Genomic DNA, 4,729 nt, shown 5'->3' with positions numbered 1-4,729 from the left:
AGCGGCAGGTAGGAAGGGCGGCGGACCCGGGGTGTGGTGGAAGCAGAGAACGGCCTTGACCGCTTCACGCCGTGCGGCGGAGAAGGGAGGACTGGGGGAAGACTCGAGACTGACAGTCAGCTCTTCGGTCGCTCTCGCCCAGAAGCGAAACTGCAGGTCACCGTGCCCCCCTTGGGGGTACCAGCGACTGAAGCGACTCGAACGCGGCATATGTGAGCGCCATGTGGTGTGTGCGTGTGCGTGATATATGACGGATCAGGCACGAGGCCGAGCTCGTGTGGCTGGAGGATGTCGGCCAGCTCGGCTGTGTACGCCAGAGCCTGGACCGTCTGCCCACCCGCAAGGGCAGGCCCGCCTGCCACCGCGACGGCCGCATGGTGGGTTACGCGATCCTCGGCCCCGACGCCGAGGCCTCCCGTGGTTCGGGCACGTTCCGCCGCCGCGTCTTCTGGCTCCTGCCCCACGACCGCGACACCGAGCGCGACGGCCTGTACGCCACGAGCGCGCCCGCCGAAGCCGTCGACCCGCGCACCCTTGAGCCCCGCGTCAAGGGCTGTAAGACCGACCGTTCGGAGGGCGGCCCGCCCTCCCGCGCCATGCAGGAACTCGGCATACAACCCCCTCTGTAGCAGGCACTCCTGGGCCTCGGCGTCGACATCAACAGCTCCTGCCTCCTCCACCGCATCGAGTAGACCGACGACGTACGTGGGCTCGGTGGGGTGCGGTTGGTAGCCCTCGATGTGCGACGTGGCGCGGCGGAAGGTACGGCAGCGGCCGCGGGTCCACCGCGAAGCGGCTGACCATCTACTAGCTGCCGCCCTACGCACCCGACCTCAACCTCGTCGAAGGCATCTGGTCTGTCCTGTGACGCGGATGGCTTTCCAACGTCGCCTTCAGTACCCCGAACACCTCGACCAGCGCATCCGACGCGGCTTACGCCTCATCCAGTACCGCAGTCACCTCATAGACGGCTGCCTCGCCGAGACCGGCCTGACCATCGGACCCGCCTGATCGGCGACACGACACCACGAGTTCAACCTCAAGTAGAGGAGTTCGAGAGGCCGATGGAGAAGCAGCCGACCGAAGTGGGTGCGGCCCGAGGGGCCCCTCAGGCCGCCATCAGCGCCGCCAGGGCGCGGTCCATTGCGGCGTTGAACTCTTCCGGCGTCAGCGGCAGACGGGACTTGACGTCCCGGCTCCACTGGTCGGCGAGGACCTCGGCAAAGCCCGCCTCAACACCGTCGAGCGCCGCGTCGGCCAGGTCCGAGGGAGCGATCTTGTCCACGGGCCAGCCCGCCGCCATGTCGGTGTCGGCCAGGCCGAGGTGGACCGCTGTGACGAGCGTGCCCTGCTCGGCGAGCTCCAGGCGGACGCCGTTGGTCATGGCCCAGGCGGCGGCCTTGGTCAGGTGGTAGGCATTGGCGCCCTTGCCCCCGAACCACGACATGGCGGAGAGGACGTTGACGATCGCGCCCCCGCCGTTCCTGGCGAGCGCCGGCGCGAACTCCCGGATCATTGCCAGGTGGCCGAACATGTTGGTCTCCAGCTCGTGCCGCACCGCGTCCAGCGAACCGGTCACCAGGTCGGTCCCCGTACTGATTCCCGCGTTGTTGATGAGGAGCGAGACGTCCGGGGCGGCCTCGGCGGCGGCCCTCACGGATGCGGGATCGGCGATGTCGAGGGGCAGCACCTCGACCTCGGGCAGGTCCACGGTCTCCGGTCGGCGGGCCGTCGCGTAGACCTTGCGGGCGCCCCGTTCGAGCAGGCGCTGGGCGAAGGCGCGGCCCAGGCCGCGGTTGGCTCCGGTGACAAGGGCGACGGAGTTGTTGATATCCATGGCCGGTACGCTAAAACCTGACGCTAGCGTCAGAGGCAAGTGCTGGTCGTCAGGGCCAGGGGTGAGAGGAATCACCATGACTGTCACAGTGGCCGCGGCCGAGCGGTTGATCCGCATCGGCGAGGTGGCACGGGGTGCCGGCGTCTCGGTGCGCGCCGTGCGCTACTACGAGCAGCAAGGGCTGCTCATCGCGGAGCGCAGCCCGTCCGGCCAGCGCCTGTACCGGCAGGACGCCATCGCCCTGGTCCGCTTCTTCCAGCAGATGTTCGCCGCCGGCCTGACCAGCCGAAGGATCACCGAACTCCTGCCGTGCTGGGACGCCGGGCACACCGACGCCGGGCAACGAGCCATGCTGCGAGCCGAGCGCGAGCGCATCCAGGCCAAGATCGACGACCTGCAGGCCGCCCTGGACCACCTCGACAAGGTCATCGCGATCACGGACACGCACCCGTAGGCGCGGTCGGCCAGACGTCTCATCAGCGATCTAACCTCGCTGTCCTGGTTGGGGCGATGAGGAGTCGTTGAGGGGGAACCGTTGTCGGGCGGCCGACGCGATTTTCGGTGTTCGGGCCGGGCGCAGACCAGCACGGTGGTCTGGTTCTCCAGGGTCTTTCCGGTCGTAGGCCGTCAGGGTTTGCCGGTCAGCGGGCAGGACGGTGTAGTGCGGCCATGCGAGGGAAGGCCTTGACCCCTGATGTTGGACACACGAGACACTGGATCCTTAAGGATCTGAGCACGGACATCTCGTGGTCATGAAGAACTATCCGCCGCAGTTCAAGGCGGACGCGGTCGCGCTGTACCAGGCGCGGCCCGGGGCAACGATCAGGTCGGTTGCCGCCGATCTGGGGATCAAGTACTGCTGACGTTCGGCGGTCAGCCCGCCCCCTTGTGGATACCGCGTGCCTCCGGTGATACCGCGGCCGACGCCCAGCCGTCAGCCCCTACGACACCACAAGTTCAACCTCAGTAATGCGCGGACCCGCCCGAATATGCCCCCCCTTGCCCTGGCAGACCTCACCGGGTCTGCCAGGGTGGGCCGGATCACTGCGGGTTTCCGCGCGGTTGCCGGGGTGGTGGATGCTGTCCGGATGTCCGTCGGCTCCGCGCTGCCGGGCGGGGGCGGGGCGGAACCGTGGTGGCCGGGTGGGAGGGCCGGGTCAGCGGGTGAAGGTGGCCCGGTGCTCGGTGAGGGTGGCGCAGTTGGAGCCGGTCACCTGCACGTGGACGTTGTTGATGTGGCCGCCCCAGTCGACGCAGTGGCCCTTGCCGTACACGTAGGCCGGTCCCGCGTACGAGGTGTACTGCCCGTAGTCCTCGTCGCCCTCGTCGGTGTCGGGGACGTAGATCCATGTGGACATGTCCGCGGCGCTGCCGGGGTTGGTGCGGATGGTCGCGACGCAGTTCTCGCCGTTGGAGGAGTTGTACGTCAGGTAGACGGTGCCCAGGGAGCCGATGGGGGCTGAGTTCACGGTCTTGTAGGCGCTTCCGCAGACCTTCTGCGGTGTGGTGTTGGGTGCGGCGGAGGCAGGCGCCGCCAGGGCGGTTGTGGTGCCCACCGCCAGGGCGGCGAAGGCGGCCGCCGTTAAGACGGAACGGTTAAATCTCATATTTCCCCCTTGTGATCTTTGGAGTTGGTTGCTCCTGTCTGGTGTGACACGCGGGACATCGGAACGGTTGTGCGTCGTCCGCAGAAGATGTGTGGTCTGAGCCTCGTCCGTACCGGGGTGTCCGCGTGCTGCTGTGCGGGGGCCGGAAGGGGCCGTCCGCGGTGCTGGGCAAGTTGAGGAGAGCCTGCGAGCAGGTTCGTTTCTCCGGCATAACTGTTCTTCTCACGCGGGTGACCTGCCGGGCGGCCGCCCCACGGCCCGGCCCGGCAGCCGCTGTCCACAGCAGATGATCAAGAATGTTCTGCGAGGCCGCCGCCTTGGTCGTCCTGCCGCTCGCCGCCGTCCCGCCGGCGCACGCCGCGGAGACCGTGCCGCTCGCCCTCGCCGTTGACCGCCTGACCCCGGGCACCGAATCGCGGGAGGGCTACCAGCGCACCTCCTTCAGGCACTGGAACGAGTGAAGGTGTGTTTCTGGGGCGGCTGGTGGTTGGGGTGGGCGGGGGAGTGCTGTGGGCCGGTGATTTTCGGGGCGTGGTCTTTGGCTGGGTAGTTGAGGGTCGGGAGGTGGGTCTGGGGTGCGGTGGTGGAGGCGGCCTTCGCGTAGGGGCCCGGGCCGTGGAAGCCGGTCATGTAGACGAAGCCGGCGCCGGGGGCTGCCTGGTGCGGTAGGGCGTGCTGCCGTGGGGATCTGCGTGCCGGGTTTTCTGTGCGGGATTGAACTGACGCAGGCACACCGTGGGTTCAGCCGTGGCCCACTGGCAGCGCTGCTGGCCGCGGTCTGCCCGGGTGCGCGCGTGTGGTCCGGGGCTGTCTTGGCGGTGCTGGTGAGTACCCGGGCGTGGGTCACGGATGCTCAAATCTGCAGGGAGGGAGCCCCTGGCCAGGGGCGACTGACGCGCCGGTGGAGCTGATGCATGGTGTGGCTGCGTGGTATCGGGGGTCTTCGCCGGCCCGTGGATCCTGCTGGCCCCGTCGCTTCCCGGCGCGGATCCGCATTGTCCTGCTACGGCCCGTACACGTCGGCAGGCAACGGGGTTGAGCCTGGTTCCTCTGGAGGGGTGGCGTCTGGGGTGTTGTGGCTGTGGTCGGGGGTGGCTGTCCGATCCGGTCGGCTGCGGGGGAGGAGTTCGTGGTTGTGGGCGGTGGACTCCTCGGCGGTGCGCGCGCTTGCACGGTGCAGTGCACCGGGGTCGGGCAGTTGCACGAAGGTGTCCAGGAATCTGGAGGCGGCTGCTGTCTGACGGTCTTGAGTTCCGTGGACGATGGGAGCGCCGGAGTGATGGGA

At 68.4% G+C, this 4,729-nt stretch carries 7 protein-coding genes and 1 pseudogene; 5 read left to right on the top strand and 3 right to left on the bottom strand.

All coding sequences use genetic code 11. From position 1 onward, the window contains the following. The first annotated feature begins 254 nt into the window (after positions 1-254). Both GAS53_RS54570 and GAS53_RS54565 read left to right on the top strand, forming a co-directional pair. Positions 255-629 (top strand): DUF6009 family protein, encoded by a 375-nt coding sequence (locus tag GAS53_RS54570; RefSeq protein WP_151485261.1) that lies wholly within the window; start codon positions 255-257, stop codon positions 627-629. A 182-nt stretch (positions 630-811) separates the two neighbouring features. Further along, positions 812-1,011 (top strand): annotated as a pseudogene (locus tag GAS53_RS54565) (IS630 family transposase); the annotation flags it as partial. 97 nt (positions 1,012-1,108) lie between these two features. On the opposite strand, the gene GAS53_RS54560 reads toward GAS53_RS54565, so the two are convergent. Then, the gene (locus GAS53_RS54560) at positions 1,109-1,837 is read right to left on the bottom strand and encodes an SDR family oxidoreductase (RefSeq protein WP_151485260.1); all 729 of its coding nucleotides are present in this window, start codon (positions 1,835-1,837) and stop codon (positions 1,109-1,111) included. Positions 1,838-1,913: 76 nt separating this feature from the next. Here GAS53_RS54560 and GAS53_RS54555 point away from each other — a divergent pair, with 76 nt between their 5' ends. Both GAS53_RS54555 and GAS53_RS54550 read left to right on the top strand, forming a co-directional pair. Then, on the top strand, positions 1,914-2,291 hold the full coding sequence (locus GAS53_RS54555) for a MerR family transcriptional regulator (protein ID WP_151485259.1): 378 nt from the start codon (positions 1,914-1,916) through the stop codon (positions 2,289-2,291). 298 nt (positions 2,292-2,589) lie between these two features. Further along, the gene (locus GAS53_RS54550) at positions 2,590-2,700 is read left to right on the top strand and encodes a transposase (RefSeq protein WP_151485258.1); all 111 of its coding nucleotides are present in this window, start codon (positions 2,590-2,592) and stop codon (positions 2,698-2,700) included. A 294-nt stretch (positions 2,701-2,994) separates the two neighbouring features. On the opposite strand, the gene GAS53_RS54545 is transcribed toward GAS53_RS54550, so the two are convergent. After that, positions 2,995-3,444 carry a spore-associated protein gene (locus GAS53_RS54545; RefSeq protein WP_151485257.1) on the bottom strand — a complete coding sequence of 150 codons (450 nt, stop codon included), beginning with the start codon at positions 3,442-3,444 and terminating at the stop codon, positions 2,995-2,997. 296 nt (positions 3,445-3,740) lie between these two features. Between GAS53_RS54545 and GAS53_RS55895 the strand changes: the two genes are divergently transcribed. After that, entirely contained in the window at positions 3,741-3,905 is a 165-nt protein-coding gene (locus tag GAS53_RS55895) for a hypothetical protein (protein ID WP_192583727.1), read from the top strand. 542 nt (positions 3,906-4,447) lie between these two features. Here GAS53_RS55895 and GAS53_RS57510 read toward each other — a convergent pair. Beyond that, the coding region (locus tag GAS53_RS57510; protein WP_225859728.1) for a hypothetical protein at positions 4,448-4,729 on the bottom strand (282 nt) is incomplete at its 5' end.

It is taken from the genome of Streptomyces albicerus (assembly GCF_008905045.1).
GTDB lineage: Bacteria > Actinomycetota > Actinomycetes > Streptomycetales > Streptomycetaceae > Streptomyces > Streptomyces albicerus.
The sequence above is the reverse complement of the archived record's forward strand: the minus strand, read 5'-3'. Positions and strand labels throughout refer to the sequence as shown.